The sequence below is a fragment of the Rhodopirellula europaea 6C genome, from assembly GCF_000338295.1.
GTDB classification, from domain to species: Bacteria; Planctomycetota; Planctomycetia; order Pirellulales; family Pirellulaceae; genus Rhodopirellula; species Rhodopirellula europaea.
This window is the reverse complement of the sequence record NZ_ANMO01000028.1, coordinates 22,138-41,585: the sequence shown is the minus strand read 5'-3', so window position 1 is coordinate 41,585 and position 19,448 is coordinate 22,138. Positions and strand designations below refer to the sequence as shown.

The following is a 19,448-nucleotide window of genomic DNA, read 5'->3' as shown; positions in this document are numbered from 1 at the left end:
ATGATTTCACGTTTGAAACCATCTTCGGAAGAAAAAACCAGGCATGGCGGCCTGCCCTGTAGGATGGTCACTCCAGCCCGTCCAAGTCACCCCGGGCACGAGTATCCGTCATGTTGCTTGGGCACGCTTGCCCGGAACACTCACCTGTGCGAGATCACTCCGACGGACGGGCAAGAGTGCCTTTTTATACCCCACAACTTTTGCTTGCCTTTTGCCGCGTCCGTGCGAAGATTTTCCGAATTGGATTTTCATCGCACGGAGGTTGCACGGATGGTGGTCGAATGGGTATGGCAGGAGTTTCAATCGTTGGACCTGGGCCACAAGCGCCAGGTCGATCGCATTGTTAAGTTTGTCTCTCAAGCTTCCGCGATCGGCGAGTCGACTCCGGATCGCACTCGGTCCAAAGCCGATCTGAAGGGAAATCATCGTCTAGCTGATAACTCCCAGGTCATTCTGGATCCAATCTTCGACGCTCATCACCAGTGCTCTCGAAAGCGATGCGGCGAGCACCAACGGGTCTATTTGGCTCAAGACACGACCGAGTTCGATCTGACAAAGCCTAAGCAACAGGTCAGTGGAACTGGGCCGCTGTCGGGAGGAAAACGCGTTGGTTGTTTCTATCATCCACTCTACGCCATTGCTGCCTCTGGCATCCCGTTGGGCGTGGTTGACCAGGTTCTTTGGACTCGTGACGTGCCGTCGCTGGAGGTCGCCGCGAAACAACGAAAGGCCGATCGGCAGCGACGCTGCTTTGAAGAAAAGGAGAGCAGTCGATGGATGGAAAAATGCAAAGCGGCGAGCAGATCGCCCGCTCGATTCCGCAAACTCAATTCATTCAGCTCTCCGACAGCGAGTCCGATATTGGCGAACTGCTGGCCGAGGCGGCGGAGTTCCCAGAGAACGATGGATTCATCATCCGTCAGTGCCGGACTCAGAAGATCGTCGCCGCAGTTGATGTGATGACCGGGCTGCCGATCGAGAATGTCACGACAATTGAAGAGGCGCTTTCGAAAGTCGCCTGGCGTGGCGAGAAAACGGTATTGATCGGCGGTCGAGACGCTCCAGTGCTTCCCGATGATAAGAAACGACTTCGGAAACAGGCTCGTGTATCACGCGAAGCACTGGTTCAGTTTCGCAGCGTGCGCGTCCAGGTTGCTGGAACGGGACGATCGGCAACTAGCAAGCTGGCCGACACTTGGATCAACGTAGTGGAGTCGCTTGAGCTGAATCCACCATCGGGTGAGTCCCCGATCAAGTGGGTGCTTCTGACCACGCTGCCAGTTAGCACGGTGGACGAAATCAACGAAGTTTTGACAGGTTACTGTTTTCGTTGGCTGGTGGAGCTGTACTTCAAAACACTCAAAAGCGGCCTTCACATCGAGGACATGAAGTACGAAACGTTGGAACGTTCCATCCGAGCGTTTTCGATGCTCGCTGTGGTCGCTTGGCGAGTGGAGTATCTCAAAGGTGCCACACGCCACGACGGACAGTCGCCTTGCACAGATTACTTTAGCGACGACGAGTGGATGGCGATCATGATGTTTCTAACCAAACGCCCGGTTGACCCGAAGTCACCGCCAACTGTGGAAGCGTTCGGGACATCGCTTGCTATCCTGGGTGGATACATCAACAAGAAATCGCAGGGCCCGCCCGGCTCGAAAACGCTGTGGCGAGGGATGAGCCGTTTCGCCACCATCGTCGAAGCATTCGCGGCATTCAAGCAAATGAGTTGTGGGGTATAAAAAGGCAGGAGTGCCCGTCCTAGATGCGTTCAAACCTCGTTGATGATTAAGTCGACAAGCTGTAACGCGGCGGTGTCGGCCAGGTCTTGCCTGGCGGGGGGCTGGTTGTACGTCTGGGAGTCTGGCGGGACGCCTCGCTTTGTTCCAAAGCATCGGCTGGATGCCAGGTGATAACCTGACCTACGACGAGGTGCGACCAGTCGGGACCGACTAGCCGATGGCTCCTCGGTCGCCGGTGGCGGCCAGGGTCAGGTCGGAGGCATAGCAGTCGACGAGCGTACCGAGGTTGGCACTGCGGTCGATCTCGCGGAACGTTCGCAGGGTGCGATCGAGGCGCCGGTGGGTGGCTGGATCGTATTCGCCGGAGCTGGCATCGGATCGCAGTTGCCGACGGTAGTGCTGGACCGCGATCGAGAAAACATCTCGCAGCGCTGCACGTCGTTTGGGGACGTCTTTGCTGATCGAGTCGAGATGCCCATTGATCAAACGAACAATCGCGGTTGGGTCAGGTACCGGAGCGGCGAGTTGATTCCAAAGGGCTTCGCGAATTTGTTCGCCACCTCCGCGAGCCAACCGAGCGGCGACATGCATGTCGCCGGCGGACAACTCGATTGCCGCATCGAGAGCATCGTCCGACATCGTCGGCAACGATTCGTCTTCGTGTTGCGACTGATAGTGATCGAGTTGTTTTCGCAGCAACGCTCGACCCGCTTCGCCAGGCGGTGTTTGAAAACGAAGGACCTGGCATCGTGACCGGATGGTAGGAAGCTGGCGTTGTTCGCTGCTGCCGATCAGGATGATCAATGCATTGGCGGGCGGTTCTTCCAGCGTCTTGAGCAGACAGTTGGCACCTTCTTCGTTCAGGAAATCAGCGTCATGCAGAATCGCGACTTTGCGTTGGGCCTGCATGGGTCTCAGGTGCACGTCATGGCAAAACCCTTCTTGCAAACGGGCGTCGACTGGACCAATCAACAGTTCCAATGGGATCAGAGTTTTGTCGTCTGGTTTGCGAACTTGGATGAAGTCCGGGTGCGTGCCGACTCGGACTTGGACGCACGACGGGCATTCGCCACACGGAGCCATGTCCCGCGCCGTGCTTCGCTCGCACAACAATGTTTGTGTAAGCAGAATCGCGGCGGAGGTTTTGCCGACGCCGTTGGGACCGACGAATAGAAGGCTTCCACCGAGGCGACCTTGGCGGATGGCTGCGGTGAGCCCCGTGATCAAGGAATCGTGCCCGATCAAGTCGCTCCAAGATTTCAGCGGCGGCGCATCGACCGCGATTGCTCGCGTGGTTTTCGCGGCTTTGGGAGGAGTCGTGGAGGCTTTCTTCGCAGCCACGAACTAGACGCCGCGATTGATGTCAGGCGTGTCGATGCTGTCGATCGCGGTGATCTTGTCGACACGTTGTGTGTGACGACCGCATTCGAAGTCTGTGCGAAGCCACATCAACACCAACTCATCGACGGGGCGTTCACCGATTAGGTCACCCGGCAGACATAGCACGTTGACGTCGTTGTGGCGGCGAGACATTTCCACGATGACTTCGTCGTAGCACGAAGCTGCTCGGACGCCGTGGAATTTGTTGGCGACAATCGCCATTCCGATCCCGGTGCCGCAGATCAGGATCCCGCGATCCAATTTGCCATCGCGAATCTGCTCGGCAACGCGGATTGCGAAATCGGGGTAGTCAACAGGGTCGGTTGAGTCGGTGCCCTGATCGCACACCTCGAACCCTTCGCGTTGAAGCGTTTGCAGGAGACGTGCTTTGATGTGCACGCCACGGTGGTCGCTCGCCAGGCCTACTTTGATTGTCATGCCTTACTCTGAACCAGCATTGTGCCGCGGTGGTTCGTCATCTGGACCTTCGTTTGGGCCATCGGACGGAAAGAAATCGGGGGGCAGTTCGCTCAGCCAACCTTCCAGTTCGCTTACGATTTGATCTGCACATTGTTCATACACGTCGACCGGCATCCCAACCGGATCGCTGACATCACCTCCGTCACGACGAAGAGTGAACACTCGTTCGGCTCGGTCCGGCCAAGCCGCCACGATCGCATCTCGGTGACGACGGGTCATGGTGAGTACCAAGTCGGCCATCGTCATCAGGGAATCTTCGAGCGGTTGGCTGGCGTGCCCAGTCAAATCCAACCCGCGCCGGCCCATCACTTCCACTGACTGGGGGCTGGCTCCGCTGCCGTGTCCCGCTGCGACGCCAGCCGAAACGACACGGGCGACATCCTCACGTCCGAATTTACGTCGCAACGCTTCCCGAAGCAACGTTTCTGCCATGGGGCTGCGGCAGGTGTTGCCGGTGCACACGAGTGCGATGACTGGTTTGACAAATTGATTCATGGCAGCTTGTTGGATCACTCCTGTTCGCTGGACGTGCCAGTGATTGCCCGTGACGCGGACCACCGTTCCTTCATCACCATAACGACTGATACCGTCGTCGAGCAGCAGTGGCAAGGACTCGCCCGTTCCGGCGTTCAACGCCGATTGCAATTTCTCCGCTGTGGTGGGCGGAGATGCGTCCGGCAATCCAATTTCGCCCCAGACCAACGGGGCGGACAGGTAGCGGTGGATGTGGCTGAGCAACCGATGCCCGGAGACTCGAAATGCGACCGGACCACCCGCTGGGGAGGTCCGATGGCCGGCCCCCGCTCGTAGGGTTCCCGCGACCGACTCTGGTAAACAGCTCATTGCCGAAACCGCATCGTCGCAGTCCGCGATCAGCGTCAGCGGGCCCGGGAAGCATCGTTCGGACAATCGTCGGCCCAGGATCGTCATTGGCATCAAAAAGTCGCCCACCGCTTCGGTGCTGCGAACACACAGTGCGATCGAACCCGCATCGGCCGTGGGTGCGACAAAGCCGGCTTGGTCCGCTGTGGATTCATCCGATTGCGTCGACCAGCCTCGGCAAGTCGCTGTCCACTGCGCCAATCGACGCACCGCGGCCGGGCACAGTGAGCTGGCCACCAATCCGTAGACTGTCTCGCTGGGGACGCCGATGACCTGACCTTCGACCAGCGCTTGAACGCTGCGATGAACAATATCGCGTGGATCGTCGGTCGTTTGCAGGTCGTAAATCATGGGCACTTTGTGAGGTGGGCGATCCATCCGACGCGGATGGCCGCTAAACTCAGAAGCAAACGCTAGCGGGACACCATATGCTAGCGATTCGAGCTCATCGATGGCAGCCTGCATGCGACACGGCAGACGCCACGTTCTCCAGGTAGGCCGCATGCGCGAACCATCGCAAATCAATCTCGCTGAATCCAATCCGATTGATCGGCGTCAGGCGTGTCAGCAATTGGTGGCCGGAGCGACATCGTTGATTGGCCTTGCGAGTCTGAACGGTTGCGTTGCTTCCGCGTTCGGCGGGACACCCGAACTGGTTTGGGGACGACGTGGGTTTTCAGACGGACGTTTTTTGAAGCCGCGAGCGATGGCGATCGATCCGGACGACCAACTGTACATCGTCGACACGACCGGTCGGATCCAAGTTTTCGATGCCGATGGCCAACATTTACGAACTTGGACGACGCCGGAAACAAACAACGGACGTCCTACGGGAATGGTTTTCGACGGTGCAAAAGACCGATTGCTGGTCGCTGACACGCACTACTATCGGATGCTCGCGTTTACACCGACGGGAGAGCTTTTGCCGGAGGATCAAATCGGCGGCACGTCCGGCAGCGGTGCCGGCGAGTTTGCCTTCGTGACCGATATCGCAGTGGATGGCGATGGTTGTCTTTACATCGGTGAGTATGGAGCGTCGGATCGGATTCAACGATTCGATCCCGATGGCACCTTCATGGCTCAATGGGGCGGAACGGGGCGCGAGGTTCAGCACTTTGTCCGGCCGCAGAGCCTGGTCATTCACGAGCAGACTCTGTGGATCGCGGACGCCTGCAATCATCGTGTTCAGCGATACGATATCTCGACGACCGAGCCGCAATGGATTGGATCATGGGGACAGGAAGGCAAGCAACTCGGCGAGTTTTACTATCCCTATGGAATCGCGGTGGACCCGGATGGCACCGTGCTGGTCTGCGAATTTGGTAATCAACGGGTCCAGCGTTTGACTCCCGAAGGCGAACCCATTTCGTCCTGGGGCGCCCCCGGACATGACCCCGGACAGCTCTATGAGCCTTGGGGATTGGTCGTTGATTCTCAGCGGCGTGTGCACGTGCTGGATAGCAACAACCACCGTGTGCAGCGATTCACGCTGCCGGGTTAGCAGGTGACCAATGTCGCCGATTGGCTCCGGCCAATCGACTCACTTCGCTGTTGCGGGGGTGGATCTCCGTTGGGCGGAGCCAACGGGCGACGAACTCATTGGCGACGAATCAATCGCGTGTCTGTTCACGCAAAACTTCGATCAGGCGATCGCGAATGATGTCGCCCCAGATGTCGTAGCCTTCTTCGTTGAGGTGCAACTGATCGTCGACGAACAGGTTTTCTCGCGGTTGATTGTCGTGCGTCAAAAACGTTTCCGCCGTCGCGACGAAGTGAACGTTGGGCTCGGTAAAGCAAACTTCTCGCAACATCGCGTTCAGTTCGCGAATTTTTGGCCAGGCGTCGTAGCGTGAGCGTGTCGGCGTGACTTCGACCAGCAATACAGGTGCGCCCGGGCGATGCTCGCGGGTAACAGCGACGACGTGGCGAACCAATCGTTTGACTTCCTCGGGCGTTGCATCGTTTTCTTTGCCCGAGATGTCGTTGCCAACGAAGATCACCACAGCACGGAAATCATGGGGCGTGATCAGCCGCTCAGCGAATACGGCAAGGTCCGAGTACTTGGCGCCTCCGTAGCCCCTGGGGATGACTCGAAATGGTGCCAAGTCTTCGGCGGCGGAATCCCAGCGGCGAATGCTACTGCTGCCGATCAGCAAAATTCCGTCCGCCGGATCAGTGGTTTTCGCGTCGAGAGTCTCGTATTTCTGGATCTCCTTTTCCCAGCGTTTGGTGGCCGCTTCGCGATAGGGAGCCAAGACATCGGCATCGCTCTCGGATGTTTGGCTGGAGACACCTGCCGCGGAAACGTCTTGAGCCTCCGCACTGCGAAAATGCGTGCCGGAAAAAATCGAAAGGCAGGCGAATCCGCCCAAAATACACGCCGTTAAACGGGCGGAAGTGAATCGTGGACTGGCAGGAAGTGAATCGGCGGGCTGGCGAAAGACAATCGTTTTCAAACGCATGGTGTGGAACCTGGGGTGGGGAGCGTGTGGGGCGGGGGGCGTTGCCGGTGGCGGGGCCGGCTTCGTCAGGCGGGGTGAAGGGCGGGTGAAACGGGCCGGAACGTTAAGATGCGTAGTTTAGCACGCATCCCAAGGGCATCGGAGAACACCTTCGCGGGTCAACCCGTCTTGTCACCTGGTGTTCAATCGCGAACACTGAACCTTCTTGCCCCGATTGGGCCTTTTGTTCATGACGGCAACCCTGTATTCCACGCCAAAGGCTACCACGAATGTCCGATCCGTTTGGTTCCCCGTTTCCGTCCCTGCATGATCAGAACCTAAACGCGCAACACGCCATGGCTTCGGATCATCGTCTCGCGAACGCGGCTTCCTATCAGAGTTATCAACGCCAACGTCAGATGACGCTGGGCGATTTGTTGCTTGAAAACCGAATCGTTTTCATGCAAGGCGAGATCCACTACGCCAATGCCAACGAAATCGTGATGAAGTTGTTGTATCTTCAGAGCGAAAATCGTCGCAAAGACATCCACCTGTACATCAACTCGCCCGGCGGCAGCGTCACCGCGACGTTGGCGATTTATGACACGATGCAAATGCTGTCGTGCCCCGTCGCAACCTACTGCGTCGGCGAAGCCTGCAGCGGAGCGGCCGTGTTGTTGATCGGTGGTGCCAAGGGAAAACGATTCTGTTTGCCAAACAGTCGCGTGATGATGCACCAACCGCTCGGCGGCGTTTCAGGCCAAGTCAGCGACATTGAAATCCAAGCAGCGGAAATGTTCCGCTATCGCGACAAACTGAACGAAATCATCTCCAGCCATTGCGGCAAATCGGTGGAGCAAATCGCCAAGGACACCGATCGCGATTTCTTCTTGGACGCACAACAAGCCAAAGAATATGGGCTCGTTGACGACCTCTTGTTGGGAACTCCCGCAAGCGAAGAAGACGAAGACTGATTCCTCTCAGACTTCGGACCTCCCCTTCTCAACGAACCAAAACAACTAGGACATCATCATGCCCGTCATTCCTTACGTGGTCGAAAGCAACGGCCGCGAAGAACGCACGTACGACATTTACAGCCGGTTGCTGAAAGACCGGATCATCTTTTTGGGTCAACAAGTCGACGACCAAATCAGCAACGCGCTCGTCGCTCAAATGCTGTTTTTGCAAGCCGATGATCCCAAGAAGGACATCCACATGTACATCAACTCGCCTGGTGGCAGCATCACGGCGGGGATGGCGATCTACGACACGATGCAATTCGTTTCGTGTGACGTCGCGACATACTGCATTGGACAGGCCGCTTCGATGGGTGCGGTCTTGTTGACCGCCGGTGCCAAGGGCAAACGATTCGCATTGCCGAACGCTCGCATCATGATTCACCAGCCACTTGCTGGCATGCAAGGCACCGCTCGTGAAGTGGAAATCCACGTCGCTGAGTTGCGCCGGATCAAGCAACGCATGAACGAGATCATGATCGAACACACCGGTCACTCGCTCGAAAAGATCGAAGAGGACACCGACCGTGACCGCTTCATGTCCGCTGACGAAGCGTGCAGTTATGGTTTGATCGACAAGGTCGTCAAAAGCATCGACGACTGATCACCTGCGATTCAAGAGATGGCCGGTTTGGACTGGCCGTCTCGCATCGCCCCCTTCGTCTAGTGGCCCAGGACATCGGCCCATATCCGGTCGGAAACGCTCGTTCGAATCGGGCAGGGGGTACTCTCGCTCTTGAGGCGTTCTTGCAGCGTCTTTGTGGTGCTGATCGCAAAGGGCAAATGGACAATTGCAAAATGCAAAATCGCGGATTCAGGCAACCTACTTCCAGCGTCACAGCATTTTAAAATTTACAATTGTCAATTTCACTTTTTCAATTCCCAGGCTGCCCACCGAGCGGCGTCGGTGGGCTACAGCTGTTTTGATCTCTCACCGAGCGGCGTCGGGCGTCGGTGGGTTACGGGTTGCAATGTGTTCGTCACGCGTTTTCTAGGCGTGATGTCCACAGCTTGATCTGCTCGCGAACGCGTGCCGGTGCGGTGGAGCCTTCGCTGCGGAACGCTGCGATTGCGTTGGCCGTGCCAAGCACTTCATAGACCGATTCGTCGATTTGGTCGCTGAGCTTTTGATAAGTCTCCAGCGGCAAATCGGACAGCGTCACGCCCTGCTGCATCGCTTCGGAAACGATCGCACCGACCAAGTGATGAGCGGTTCGTTGTGGCATCCCGCGAGCGATCATCCATTCCATCAACGTCGTTGCATCGAGGTATCCCTTTTCGATCCGTGCCGCGATGGATTCCCGTTTGAGTTCTGCTCCGCGAACGATCGGCGCGGCCAACTCCAACATCGCTCGAGTTGTGTCGAACGCATCAAACAACGGTGGTTTGTCTTCTTGCAAGTCGCGGTTGTAAGCCAGCGGCAAGTTCTTGATCAGCAACATCAGAGTTTGCAGGGCACCCATCACGCGAGCCGATTTGCCGCGGGTGAGTTCCAGCGTGTCTGGGTTCACCTTTTGCGGCATGATGCTGCTGCCGGTGCAGAAGGCTTGTGGGATTTGGATGAAGTCAAACTCCACCGTGCTCCACAAAATCCATTCTTCGGCCCAGCCGCTCAGGTGGGATGCGATCAAGGACATCACAAACGTAGACTCAACCACAAAGTCACGGTCGCTGCTGGTGTCGAGACTGTTCGCGGTGATGCCTTCGAAATCGAGCGCCGACGCGGTGTGCTGGCGATCGATGGGCAGAGTCGTGCCGGCGACAGCAGCGATGCCGAGCGAGCACTGGTTGACTCGTTTTCGGCAATCGGCGATTCGTTGCCGGTCGCGTTCCAGTTTTTCGATGTAGGCGAGCCAGTAGTGCGGCGCGAGCACCGGTTGGGCTCGCTGCAGGTGTGTGTAGGCGGGCAGGACGACGTCAAAGTCATTCTCACAACGCGAAAGAAACGCGGCTTGCAGATCGACCAACAACGCATCGATTTCATCGAGGGATTGCCGGATCCACATTCGGGTGTCCGTGCTGACTTGGTCGTTTCGGCTGCGAGCGGTGTGCAGTTTGCGGCCGGTGTCGCCAATCCGATCGATCAAGGCTTGTTCGACATGCATGTGGATGTCTTCGAGTTCGAACCGCATCGGCAACTCGCCGCGATCCAGTTCACCTCGAATGGTTTCCAAAGTGTCCTTGATGAGCTTGAATTCCTCTTCCGTCAGCAGATCCACGTCGCGAAGCATGTTCGCGTGGGCGATGGATCCGCGAATGTCGTGCTCGTACAGCCGCGAGTCAAAACTGATGCTTTCGGCGTATGCTTCCAGTCGGGCATCGGTTTCGGCTTGGAAGACACCACTTCGAGACGGGCTGGCCACGGTTGACTTTCTGGGTGAGAGGTTTCGAATGTTCAGGATTCGCGTGCCCAAATTCAGGCCCGAATAGAATGTCGCAAGACACGGCTGGTGAAAACCACGCTGCCAATCTTCCACGAGACACTGATCATGCCTTCCCCGTCTGAACAATCCACCCCCATTCGCACATTGTTTTCTGAGAAGACCCTTCTCGTGACCGTGCTGGTGTCCGCCGGGGTGGTGTTTGGCTTATTGATTGCCGGTGACGTTTCGGTCGCAAAAGCTCAGTTGCCCGCCACACCGCTTCAGCCTGCTCCAGTTCCACCGGTACCGTTCGGGCAGCCCGGCCAGGTCCCGCCAGGTCCATTCTCGCAGGGTGCGGTTGCTCCGCCGCTGAACGGTGCCACCAATGCGGTCGATGTTCGTGTGCAAGCTGTCACGGGCCAGCCTTACGGCGTGGCAGTCATCGAAATGCCACTGCGGAATCCGGTCGTCGGACCTGCTCCAGGTCCCCTGACGATCGATGGAGAACCCGCTCCGGCGACAACGAAAATTTTCTATCCGGTGAGCAACGACATCCGTGTCACGGTGGGACGTCCGCCGTCGGAGCAACCCGTGCCCCAAATCGGCCGTGGCCGTTTGCTGAACCGAGTCGGCAATCTGATTCGCGAATTGACATCGAGTGACGATGCGACGGAACAAACGGTCGGACGCCGCGTGATGTTCCTCTTCACCGGCGACCAGCCGTTCTCAGTGCCCGTGCGAGATCACCTGGGCACGCTGACGATGGTGGACGTTCGGCCGGTGGCCGATCCCGGGCTTGCTCGGACCATGCAAACGGCTTGGTGGGATGAGACCACAGCGGCCGCGAAACGACAGATCGATGCAACCGACACTCCGCCGTGGGTGCCAACCTATCTGATCGCAATGTTGTCGGGGCGTTTGAATTTGCCGTTGCCCCCTTGGTTTGGACGAGGTGACGAAACTGAAACGGAAGACCCGCTGCTTCACACGCTCGAGTGGATCGGTGGTGCGGCCGGAGTTGCCAACGAAGTGTTCGCCGTCGCTGCCGCAGGTGGTCCGCTGCAACAAACCTTGAACGACCCAACCCCGACTCAGGTCGCCGCGTTGCCGCTGCCTGCCGCGCCGGTTTGGCAACCTCCGGTTTCGACCGCACCCGTCGAGCCGCCCGCGATGGAAGTGTTGGCGGAGCACGTGCCGCCGGAGTGCTTCTATCTTCGTTATGGATCGTTTGAAAACTACCTGTGGTTTCGCGATTTGACACTCGAGTACGGCGGTGACATCTCGCGAATGATCACGCTGCGTGGGATCAGCAACGAATCCGCGGAACGTTTGGAACGTCAGTTGGGTGTTCAGACCAATGCGATGAGTCGTTTGCTGGGTCCCAGCGTGATTGAAGATCAAGCATTGATTGGTCGCGACATGTACCTGGACGACGGGGCCTCAATTGGTGTTTTGTTTCATGCCAAGAACGTGTTCTTGCTACGCAGCAGTTTGAATAGCGACCGCACCAAGTTGGCCGATAGCGATGACTCAGTGACGCTGAAGAACGTCGATCTGCAGCATGGTTCCGCGACGTTGCTTCGCAGCAGTGACAACCGCGTGCGATCGTTCTTGGTCGAAGCCGGGCCATGCATCTTGGTCACAAACAGCGAGACCATTGCGGACCGTTTTTTGGAAGTCGCGAAGACCGGTGAGTCATTGGCCGCCACAGCGGATTTTCAGTTGGCTCGCAGCTACATGCCGTTGGAACGCAACGACACCATCTTTGCTTACTTCTCCGCCGAGATGCTGCAAGGTTTGTTGGAGCCCTCTTACTTGATCGAGCTTCGTCGGCGGATGCAGGCGGAAGCCGACATCGCATTGGTTCGATTGGCTCGTATGGCCGCACAATCCAACACGGCCCCCGGTGAACCCGCGATTCAAGAGATCGACGGTTTGATCAACGCGGGATTCCTGCCTGAGAATTTTGGTGATCGAGCCGATGGAACCGGTGTGGTTTCATTCGCCAATCACTTGGTCGACACACGACGTGGTGCTCGCGGAACGTTCTTGCCGATCGCCGATAATCCTGTCGAAACGGTGACCGCCAGCGAGTCACGTTGGTACGGGCAAATTGCTGCCGCGTACAGTGATCAATTCAGTTCACTCGATCCGATTGTGATTGGCGTGCAACGAGAAGAGTTTCCGATCGATCCAACGGGACCCACCGCCGGTGAGCGTCGCGAACGATTGACCATTCACGCTGAGATCGCACCTTGGCAACCGGAGAACTATGGCAGTTGGGCGAAGCAGCTCGGCCCGCCAACACAAGTCGCGATGAAGTTTGCTCCCGATGACGTGGTCGCGTTGCAAGCTCACGTCGCGTCGGAAACTCTCGGCCCGCCGACGCACTTGTTCGCTGCCATCAAGGATTCGTTCCCGCCTGAACCTGAGTCGATTGATGGTTTGATTAGCAAGTATCGAGCCCTCAAGACTCTGCCAGGGTACCTCGGTGCGTGGCCTCAACCCGGTGCGCTGGATCGATTGCCGCTCGGGCTGGGACGTGGCCAACCTGTTGGACCAGGGATGAACCGATTGATCGGTGGTTTGTATCGCTACACCGGTGGCGGCTTCAGCGTGTTGTCATTCCAACCCGATGTGTTGAACGCTTCGCTGCAGCATCTTTCCGCGAACGAAGTGGATGATCACGCTCAAGTGCGAGGAAGAATTGACAACTTGAAAGGCACGAAGCTGGAAGGGTGGGTGAATCAACAGCTTTACGAGCGAGCGGCAACGGCCAGTCTGGCGGGAGCCGAGTTTTTGAATTCGTTGGTGGCTCAATTGGGCGTGCCGGTGGAACAAGCCATTGACGAAGCCGAGTTGGTTTTGGGTGGTCGTCCACAATGCCCGCTCGGTGGCGACTACCAGTTTGATCCCGCTCGGCGACGGTTTGTCAGCACAGCTTGGCCGTCCGATCGGTTCGGTCCCTCACCGTACGTACCGGCGGAATATCAGACTCCATTGTTGGGTTGGTTCCGAGGTGCTGAGGCACGTTTGACTCAGTATCCAAACCGGTTGATCGCTGATGCAACGATCGAGATCGCACGGGCTCAGTAGAGTCCCGCATGACCGTTCAGGACACTGTGCGACTACTTTGTCTTCAAGCAGCACAGTTCGTCGTTGATGCGAACGAATAAACGCCCATCCGCGAATGCGGGTGTGGCTCCGACCGGGCCGCCTAAATCGAATGATTTGGCTCCGCTTGGTGAATCGCCGGCAGGCATCACGTGTGCGGTTCCGTCTAATGAAATCGCCAGCAGCTGATCGCCAATGATGATGGGCGAGGCACCGAAATTGCCACCCAGCCGTTTGTTCCAGACTTTCTTGCCGTCGTCCTGCCAATCGATGCAAGTTGCGATCCCGTTGTCCGAGATCAAGAACATCAAATTATCTTTGACCGCGGGCGTTGGGACGTACGGTGCGGCTGTCGTGATGCGGAAAGCTTCGGTGGGTTGATCAGACGCACTCTTCGGGATGCGGACGGCGGACAAATAGTTTCCACCGCCACCGCTTCCACAGGTGCCGATCACCAAGTCGCCAACCACCAACGGCGAGCTGCAGCATCGTTTGTTGAACACCTTGAGCGACCACAGCATCATGCCGGTTTCGGGATCGAGACCAAACACACCGTCACCGGTGCTGGCACAAATCAGTTGCTTGCCATCAGTCGTTGGGACACCGTACGAAGGTCGCGTTGAAGTGACGGGCGTTTCCCAAATCGTTTCACCGGTCTTGGGATTAAACGCCAACATGGAACTCTTGCCTGGTGTCTGCCACGCTTCCAAACTCTTGGATTGCTGATCGTTGAAAAGCAGCAACTTGGAGTCGATCACGACCGGGCTGGCACCAAAACCGTGCACTCCTGACCAAGGTCCTAAGTCACGCGACCAGACTGGTTCGCCTTTCATATCGTATGCCAGCAGTTCGGCATGGTTGGCGTCGCCGTATGCGTAGTACACATGTCCCTCATGCACAACAGGCGTGCTGGACGCGGCGGTGTTGCGGCTGTGGCGATGACGTTCTTCAAACGGATGCGAGCGGCGCCAAAGGACATCGCCGGTCGATGCATCGATGCTGACCAGATCCAACTTCATTGACTTGTCGGCGGGATCGGTCGCGGTGTCGAGCAAGAAGACTTGGTTGCCCGCCACAACAGGCGATCCCACATGTCTCGCGTTGAGTTTTGTCTTCCAAGCGTAGTCGTCTTCACTCCAAGTCGAAGGCAATGTGCCGGATCCGGCGTCGCCGTATGAGCTGGGGCCGTGGAATTGAGTCCAAGACGATGTCGACTCAGTGGAGGCCGGTTCGTTGGCCGACGCGACGGACATGGATGAGGTGCTGGCGACGACGCATCCGCCCAAAATGGCGCGGCGAATCAGCGTGGCCCAACGTGAAGAAACGTGTGGTTTGTTGTGCGGTGCGGAGGTGGGCATGGGCTTTGGTGGGGTGGAGGACGGCGTTGCAATCAGATTGCGACGGTTGTGCGGGTCGGGTTGAGTCTCTGCGTGAAGACGCACAGATTGTAAGTCAAAACGATTCGTTTGTTGCAATGGGCAATCGGGGGGTGGTCTAAAGTTCCGCATGATCCACATTGAAATTAGCGATTCGCCCGAAGACTTGTTGGCCGACGGGAATACCTGGGACCGCCTGGCGGGCGGGATTCCTTTTCGTCAGACCGTTTGGTTGAGATCGTGGTGGCAGCAATTTGGCGACGTCGAACGAGCTTTCTTCATGGTCGCCCGCGATGAATCGGGTGATTGCCGCGGATTGCTGCCGTTGGAGCGAACCGAGGGTGATTTTCGTCGGTTGCAAACGCTCGCAGCCGGAAACGTGTGCACCGATCACGTTTCGATTTTGGTGCTACCGGAAGATCGCGAAGAGGTTGCCACCGCATTTGCGAAACATTTGATTCAATGTTCCGCCGACCGAAAACATGGTTGGGACCAAATTGATTTTGACGGCACGATCGCCGGCGATCCCGCGATGGAAGTCTTTTCGCGATGCCTTGTTGCGGATGACGTGCCGACCAGCATCCACAGCCGGATGCATCTTTGGTTCAACCGCTGCGAAGCGACTTGGGAAGACTTGCTGGCAACGCGTTCGCGAAAGTATCGCAATCGAGTTCGCGGTTTGCTTCGCAAGTTGGACGAAAGCGACGGAGAGCTCTTCGTCCGCGATGCGGGGTCACCTGAAGAAGTTCACATAGGACTGATGAAGCTGATTGAGTTGCATCAGAAACGTTGGCAAGACGTCGGCGAACCCGGAACGTATGCCGATGAACGCATGGTTCAATTTGTCACCGATGCCACCATCGAAATGAGCCAACGCGGGCGACTGGTGTTGCCTCAATTGATCTACCAAGGCGAGGTCATCGCGACCGAGTTGCACTACATCGGTGATGATGGACGACAGTATTGCTACAGCACCGGTGTCAATCATGCTTATCCAGATCTGAAGCCGGGCATTATGTTGAACTCGCATATGTTCCGTGAAGCTCACCGACTTGGTCGAGCAGGCATCGACTACATGCGAGGCGATGAAACCTACAAGGGACGCCTGCACTCGCGTCCGATTCCACTCTTGGAAATCTCTGTGTTTGCCAAGCACGCTCGCGGGCAAATGCGAATGGCTCAAGATCGTGCGACTCAGCTATTGAAGGTGCAGTGGCGCCGCATGAAGGATCTACCGCAAGATCAGCCGCTCACTCTTGACGAAGCCTTCGCCGAAGAGCATCGGGAATTTCTGCCCGATCAAACGATCACGCAGGACTTTGTTGAAGAGACACCAGCGAGCATCTCAGTTGCGTTGGACTCCACCGTCGAAGTAGCGGATGACCTTTCCGATTCACCCGTGATCTACTCGATTCGTGACTACCAGCGTGCGGATGACTTCTCGCCCGAACCGAGCAATTGAGAATTGAATATGTCAGCGATGCTAGCGATTCTCTATCGAGCGATACGGCGACTGCATGTGATGGATGTCACGTGTTTGTTACACGCAACAGCGGAACAAGCAGCCGTCGCTGCGGAGCGTCGATCCATTGGCCTCGATTCGGACGACTTTGTTGCTCGTGCAATTGAGCCAGATCAGCTCAAGCAGCTGCGTCAGGAAGGTCGCATTGACCCGATCGTAGGATCCGGGATCGTCCACACCGATGCATCACGTGAGCATGGTCCGGGGGATCAATGGCTGTTTGGAATGTGGGATGGCGACCGCGTGGTTTCATTCGTTTGGGCGGCGACCGGCTACATTCCCGCGACTGAAAACTTCAGCCGGAGTGCTCACTTAGGATCGTCACTCAATATGCCCGCTCACTGTGGGTTTCTGTTCAATGCGTGGACCGACTTGGATTATCGCGGCCGCGGGCTCATGGCGACTTTGCTTCGAAAGTTGATCAGGGACGACGCTCTGGAACTGAAACTTCACGACTGGTTCGCAACGACGGATTGGACCAATGCTGCTTCGCAAAGCACGTTCTACAAGTCTGGTTTTGAACGCGTCGGACGGCTGTATCGCGTCGGTCGCGGACGAATGCAAGCCAGCGTTGTGCCTGATTTGGAACGTCGCATGAAAGAGACGGTGCTGACCGAATCGAGCCGTCAAAAGCCAGGAATCGCTTTGGACGCACCCGGGCTACGCTGGTCTTTGTGATTGGCGAATCGCCCAATCCAATGCGTTGTTGATCGCCGGGCGATGCTCTTCTTCCAGGACGTCGTCGTGACTCAGACCGGAAAGTTCTACCACCAGTTTTTGCCCAGCATAAGCGGCATGGATCGCCATCTGATATTCCGGCAACACCAGTGAATCTTTCTCTGACATGAGAAACACAGCCGGGATCTTGCACCGGCCGGCCAAATCGATCGCATCGACGTTTTTGGGCAGCACCGCGGAGACGTGCTGCATCGCGGTGGTTGCCCGATAGCGAGCTGAGATGTTGAGGATGACGCGGCGCAAATCAGGTGGATTGCGAATCCACAGGATCGCGGATGGATACGCATCCATCAACGACGCCGCGACATGCATCGCGGGCAGGCATCCCAGGCTGTTGCCGCACAACCAAATTTGCGTTGAACAGCCATCGGCGGTTGTTTGTGTCCGGGCATCGAGAACCTTTTGGCTCCAGGCCGCAGCCGCACCGGACAAGTTCTTCAGCGTCGCGTGACCGGGACTGCCTCCATAGCCAGGAGGATTCCAGGTCCAAACTTCCGCACTCGGTGAGATCGGTTGGTTGGGTTGCATCGGAAACGGTGTCGACCGCTCGGCTCGTCCACCGGTGCCTGGGAACTTGAGAACAAGATCGTTGGGCGGCGGGATGTCTCGCCAATCATCCAGGTTGCTGTTGTCTACAACTTTGCTGGTCGACGCATCGCCAACGCGATGGACAAAGCATTCAATCCATTCGTTGGATACGGAATCATTGGCATCCGAATTCGCATGACCCAACCTTGAAACTCGACAACGAACCTGAGGCCGATAGTCGATCGGTTCCGTGGTTGGACGAAGCACAAAGCGATTGAGCAGTCCAAAACGAATGCGTCGGGACCAGTTGCGAATTGGACGCATGCTTTTCATCCACCCATACTCGCTGCCATTTGGTTTTCGGATGGGGGGACATCTTCCGCGGCGATCTGGGGTCGAGGCATCCATCCTGCCAACGACAATCCGATCAGCGGGCTCAGTACAGAGAACAACATGAAATTCGAAAACAAAGCAATGGAAGTGAATACAACCGCACCAATGATTGCCGCCCAACGAGCGGGAAGCAACCAAACTGCGAATCCTGCGACAGTTTCGACCAGCACGACTTTGCGGCTATAAATTGTTGCGATGTTGCGAAGCGTTTCGCCATCAAAGCTGGACCGCAACCAATTAAAAACCCAGAAGTCTCGGTCGAGGAAATAGATTTCCCACAACACGTCGCCGGACCAGTATTCTGCCGTCCATTTTCCCGAAGCTCCACCTAGAAGAACGACCGAAACGATCACCCGACTGAGACGCGCCGCTTTGCGGTAGAGTTCCTCCGGCATGTCGATTTCTAGTCGCGTGGTGTACCAAAACGCCCACAGGCTGCACCACCAAAACGTGACGAACGTCATGTCGTTGTAGCTGCCTTGATGCCAGATCATCACTGTCGCCGAGATCCATGTCACTGCAGCGGCAACGCATCGGCGCATTCGTTGTTCGGTGATCCAAGCGGCGACAACGGAGATGGCCGCCGCTAAGAATGCGATTCGCAACACCGTTGCTGACTGCAACCATTCCGGAAAGAATTCGTGGTGGATTGGAATGGCTTCGTAGATGCGATCGGCCAGTAGAAAGAACTTCCACTTCCAAAACAGACCCAGCATCATGCCGGCCCAAGTCAGGTGCAGCGGTGTCCATTCGGTCCAGCGAAGCTTTGTCGGAGAAGCAATGCTGTTCATGGCGATGTCTCCTCTGCCAACACCATCTGCCAAACGCCGGCATCGTCACGGGTCAATTCATAAGTTGATTGCATCGACTCGCCGCGATAGTGGGACTCAACCACCAACCATCTCGGGTCGTCTTCCTGCAAGTAACGAACTCGACCGTTGGCAAACGTGAACTCACGCACCGGATAGTGGTTGATCGTTCGTGTGGCTAAGACACCCAATCCACTCGTGTCTTCTTCCAGGGGCGACAACCAGAGCGGATCAACCAGCCCGGTCAGTTCACCTGACGGTGGCAATTCGCGAACTTCGGTTGTGTTTTTGAAGTTGTACATCGCCGGGATCGGCGATTGGATCGCCCACCAGGCGAACGACGGCGTTCGCAAGTGGAACCGCTGCATCGTCGACTGAACGATCGGCGGGCAAATGGGCATCAGCAGCAACCAAGCAGCGACAATCGCGGCGACGGTGAGCAGGATGCGATATCCCCAATCCGGTTTCGCTCGATTCAACGAAGATTTCGCGGGAGCGTTCATGGGACCTTGGCCGATAGATGAAGTCCGACGGGATGTCGTTGAACGACCGCACGCCGAATGAGAATACTCAAGCGTACCCCACACCCAATCATCGGCACCCAAGGAGGCGTTTCTGCGACGTCACGCCACCGTTCGGCTCACGACTGGATCCAGACCGGAAC

Annotated in this window: 16 protein-coding genes, 1 tRNA gene and 3 pseudogenes; 9 read left to right on the top strand and 11 right to left on the bottom strand. The window is 57.0% G+C overall.

Features of this window, described 5'->3' with window-relative positions:
* Positions 1 to 438, top strand: a pseudogene (locus RE6C_RS33425) (hypothetical protein); the annotation flags it as partial.
* Between the two features lie 335 nt (positions 439 to 773).
* Positions 774 to 1,742, top strand: coding sequence for an IS4 family transposase (locus RE6C_RS02505; protein WP_039961011.1), 969 nt, complete (start codon positions 774 to 776; stop codon positions 1,740 to 1,742).
* Between the two features lie 29 nt (positions 1,743 to 1,771).
* Here the strand turns inward: RE6C_RS02505 and RE6C_RS33420 are convergent.
* The 5 genes and pseudogenes from RE6C_RS33420 to RE6C_RS02490 all read right to left on the bottom strand — a co-directional run.
* Positions 1,772 to 1,921: pseudogene (locus tag RE6C_RS33420) on the bottom strand (hypothetical protein); the annotation flags it as partial.
* Positions 1,903 to 1,971, bottom strand: a pseudogene (locus RE6C_RS33415) (hypothetical protein); the annotation flags it as partial. The pseudogenes RE6C_RS33420 and RE6C_RS33415, both read right to left, overlap by 19 nt.
* Positions 1,953 to 3,083 (bottom strand): DNA polymerase III subunit, encoded by a 1,131-nt coding sequence (locus RE6C_RS02500; protein WP_008653540.1) that lies wholly within the window; start codon positions 3,081 to 3,083, stop codon positions 1,953 to 1,955. The pseudogene RE6C_RS33415 and the gene RE6C_RS02500, both read right to left, overlap by 19 nt.
* Before the next feature lie 3 nt (positions 3,084 to 3,086).
* A complete protein-coding gene (gene rpiB / locus RE6C_RS02495; protein ID WP_008653539.1) occupies positions 3,087 to 3,560 on the bottom strand; it encodes a ribose 5-phosphate isomerase B in 474 nt (157 codons plus the stop codon).
* Positions 3,561 to 3,563: 3 nt separating this feature from the next.
* Positions 3,564 to 4,949: an arsenate reductase/protein-tyrosine-phosphatase family protein gene (locus tag RE6C_RS02490; protein ID WP_008653537.1), complete on the bottom strand. Its 1,386-nt coding sequence runs from the start codon at positions 4,947 to 4,949 to the stop codon at positions 3,564 to 3,566.
* Positions 4,950 to 4,986: 37 nt separating this feature from the next.
* Here RE6C_RS02490 and RE6C_RS02485 point away from each other — a divergent pair, with 37 nt between their 5' ends.
* On the top strand, positions 4,987 to 5,985 hold the full coding sequence (locus tag RE6C_RS02485) for an NHL repeat-containing protein (RefSeq protein WP_008653536.1): 999 nt from the start codon (positions 4,987 to 4,989) through the stop codon (positions 5,983 to 5,985).
* Positions 5,986 to 6,094: 109 nt separating this feature from the next.
* Here the strand turns inward: RE6C_RS02485 and RE6C_RS02480 are convergent, their stop codons facing one another.
* Positions 6,095 to 6,946, bottom strand: coding sequence for an SGNH/GDSL hydrolase family protein (locus RE6C_RS02480; RefSeq protein ID WP_008653535.1), 852 nt, complete (start codon positions 6,944 to 6,946; stop codon positions 6,095 to 6,097).
* Positions 6,947 to 7,281: 335 nt separating this feature from the next.
* Between RE6C_RS02480 and RE6C_RS02475 the strand changes: the two genes are divergently transcribed.
* The 3 genes from RE6C_RS02475 to RE6C_RS32040 all read left to right on the top strand — a co-directional run bounded on the left by RE6C_RS02475 (position 7,282) and on the right by RE6C_RS32040 (position 8,668).
* A complete protein-coding gene (locus RE6C_RS02475; protein WP_007327156.1) occupies positions 7,282 to 7,899 on the top strand; it encodes a ClpP family protease in 618 nt (205 codons plus the stop codon).
* A 58-nt stretch (positions 7,900 to 7,957) separates the two neighbouring features.
* Positions 7,958 to 8,545, top strand: a complete 588-nt coding sequence (gene clpP, locus RE6C_RS02470; protein WP_007339633.1) for an ATP-dependent Clp endopeptidase proteolytic subunit ClpP — start codon at positions 7,958 to 7,960, stop codon at positions 8,543 to 8,545.
* A gap of 48 nt (positions 8,546 to 8,593) precedes the next feature.
* Positions 8,594 to 8,668 (top strand) — tRNA-Met (locus RE6C_RS32040).
* 253 nt (positions 8,669 to 8,921) lie between these two features.
* On the opposite strand, the gene argH is transcribed toward RE6C_RS32040, so the two are convergent.
* Positions 8,922 to 10,304, bottom strand: a complete 1,383-nt coding sequence (argH, locus tag RE6C_RS02465; RefSeq protein WP_008653530.1) for an argininosuccinate lyase — start codon at positions 10,302 to 10,304, stop codon at positions 8,922 to 8,924.
* An 87-nt stretch (positions 10,305 to 10,391) separates the two neighbouring features.
* Here argH and RE6C_RS02460 point away from each other — a divergent pair, with 87 nt between their 5' ends.
* Positions 10,392 to 13,400, top strand: a complete 3,009-nt coding sequence (locus RE6C_RS02460; RefSeq protein WP_008653528.1) for a hypothetical protein — start codon at positions 10,392 to 10,394, stop codon at positions 13,398 to 13,400.
* A 32-nt stretch (positions 13,401 to 13,432) separates the two neighbouring features.
* Here the strand turns inward: RE6C_RS02460 and RE6C_RS02455 are convergent, their stop codons facing one another.
* Positions 13,433 to 14,893: an outer membrane protein assembly factor BamB family protein gene (locus RE6C_RS02455; protein WP_008653526.1), complete on the bottom strand. Its 1,461-nt coding sequence runs from the start codon at positions 14,891 to 14,893 to the stop codon at positions 13,433 to 13,435.
* Between the two features lie 31 nt (positions 14,894 to 14,924).
* On the opposite strand from RE6C_RS02455, the gene RE6C_RS02450 reads away from it, so the two are divergent.
* Both RE6C_RS02450 and RE6C_RS02445 read left to right on the top strand, forming a co-directional pair.
* The gene (locus tag RE6C_RS02450) at positions 14,925 to 16,256 is read left to right on the top strand and encodes a GNAT family N-acetyltransferase (RefSeq protein ID WP_008653525.1); all 1,332 of its coding nucleotides are present in this window, start codon (positions 14,925 to 14,927) and stop codon (positions 16,254 to 16,256) included.
* A 9-nt stretch (positions 16,257 to 16,265) separates the two neighbouring features.
* Positions 16,266 to 16,994 (top strand): GNAT family N-acetyltransferase, encoded by a 729-nt coding sequence (locus RE6C_RS02445; RefSeq protein WP_008653524.1) that lies wholly within the window; start codon positions 16,266 to 16,268, stop codon positions 16,992 to 16,994.
* Here RE6C_RS02445 and RE6C_RS02440 read toward each other — a convergent pair.
* Genes RE6C_RS02440 through RE6C_RS02430 form a run of 3 tightly spaced genes read right to left on the bottom strand, consistent with a single transcriptional unit; the run spans position 16,977 to position 19,287 of the window.
* The gene (locus RE6C_RS02440) at positions 16,977 to 17,906 is read right to left on the bottom strand and encodes an alpha/beta hydrolase (protein WP_236617888.1); all 930 of its coding nucleotides are present in this window, start codon (positions 17,904 to 17,906) and stop codon (positions 16,977 to 16,979) included. The genes RE6C_RS02445 and RE6C_RS02440 overlap by 18 nt on opposite strands.
* Before the next feature lie 5 nt (positions 17,907 to 17,911).
* The gene (locus RE6C_RS02435; RefSeq protein ID WP_008653522.1) at positions 17,912 to 18,766 is read right to left on the bottom strand and encodes a hypothetical protein; all 855 of its coding nucleotides are present in this window, start codon (positions 18,764 to 18,766) and stop codon (positions 17,912 to 17,914) included.
* A complete protein-coding gene (locus RE6C_RS02430; protein WP_008653520.1) occupies positions 18,763 to 19,287 on the bottom strand; it encodes a hypothetical protein in 525 nt (174 codons plus the stop codon). The genes RE6C_RS02435 and RE6C_RS02430 overlap by 4 nt, the downstream gene beginning before the upstream one ends.
* Positions 19,288 to 19,448 lie beyond the last annotated feature (161 nt).

Coding starts and splice junctions, on each gene's coding strand:
- RE6C_RS02490 (WP_008653537.1), bottom strand. CDS start 4,949: ATGCAGGCTGCCATCGATGAGCTCGAATCGCTAGCATATGGTGTCCCG.
- RE6C_RS02445 (WP_008653524.1), top strand. CDS start 16,266: ATGTCAGCGATGCTAGCGATTCTCTATCGAGCGATACGGCGACTGCAT.
- RE6C_RS02480 (WP_008653535.1), bottom strand. CDS start 6,946: ATGCGTTTGAAAACGATTGTCTTTCGCCAGCCCGCCGATTCACTTCCT.
- RE6C_RS02440 (WP_236617888.1), bottom strand. CDS start 17,906: ATGCGTCCAATTCGCAACTGGTCCCGACGCATTCGTTTTGGACTGCTC.
- clpP (WP_007339633.1), top strand. CDS start 7,958: ATGCCCGTCATTCCTTACGTGGTCGAAAGCAACGGCCGCGAAGAACGC.
- RE6C_RS02505 (WP_039961011.1), top strand. CDS start 774: ATGGATGGAAAAATGCAAAGCGGCGAGCAGATCGCCCGCTCGATTCCG.
- RE6C_RS02485 (WP_008653536.1), top strand. CDS start 4,987: ATGCGCGAACCATCGCAAATCAATCTCGCTGAATCCAATCCGATTGAT.
- rpiB (WP_008653539.1), bottom strand. CDS start 3,560: ATGACAATCAAAGTAGGCCTGGCGAGCGACCACCGTGGCGTGCACATC.
- RE6C_RS02475 (WP_007327156.1), top strand. CDS start 7,282: ATGGCTTCGGATCATCGTCTCGCGAACGCGGCTTCCTATCAGAGTTAT.
- RE6C_RS02430 (WP_008653520.1), bottom strand. CDS start 19,287: ATGAACGCTCCCGCGAAATCTTCGTTGAATCGAGCGAAACCGGATTGG.
- RE6C_RS02450 (WP_008653525.1), top strand. CDS start 14,925: ATGATCCACATTGAAATTAGCGATTCGCCCGAAGACTTGTTGGCCGAC.
- RE6C_RS02435 (WP_008653522.1), bottom strand. CDS start 18,766: ATGAACAGCATTGCTTCTCCGACAAAGCTTCGCTGGACCGAATGGACA.